The sequence below is a fragment of the Marseilla massiliensis genome (genome assembly GCF_016899855.1).
Taxonomy (GTDB): Bacteria; Bacteroidota; Bacteroidia; order Bacteroidales; family Bacteroidaceae; genus Prevotella.
On the sequence record NZ_JACJJG010000238.1, the window covers coordinates 1 to 581 of the forward strand.

Consider the following 581-nt stretch of genomic DNA (forward strand, 5'->3'; position numbering starts at 1 on the left):
TAGGAGTTAAGGAGTAATGGAGTAAAGTAGTTAAGACAAATGACTTGTTATAATGAAAAGGTGAGAAGGTGAAAAAGTGAAAGACATTTCTACTTACTCCTCCCATACTTACTCCTTTACTCCTAAACTACAAGTCATTTGTCTTAACTACTTTACTCCATTACTCCTTAACTCCTAAAAATTTACTTCCCAAATAAAAAACTATGCCCGGAAAAATAATCATCTTCTCCGCGCCAAGCGGCAGCGGGAAAAGCACCATCATCGGCCGACTAATGTCACACAAAGAGCTGAACATGGCGTTCAGCATATCATGCACGAGCCGTCCGCCACGCGGCACGGAGCGTGATGGAGTGGAATATTTCTTCGTCTCTCCCGACGAGTTCAGGCGCCGTATCGAGGCCGACGAGTTCCTGGAATACGAGGAAGTGTACAAAGACCGGTATTACGGCACGCTGAAGAGCCAGGTCGAAAACCAGCTTGCAAAGGGCGAGAATGTCGTTCTCGACGTTGACGTAAAAGGCGGATGCAACATCAAGAGGTTTTACGGCGACCGCGCCTTGAGCCTGTTCATCCAGCCGCCG

1 protein-coding gene is annotated in these 581 nt (G+C 47.3%); it reads left to right on the forward strand.

What is annotated here, in order from left to right; all coding sequences use genetic code 11:
* Window positions 1-203 precede the first annotated feature (203 nt).
* Window positions 204-581 (forward strand): guanylate kinase (locus H6A34_RS14570; protein WP_205106098.1); only part of this gene is annotated, 378 nt, incomplete at its 3' end.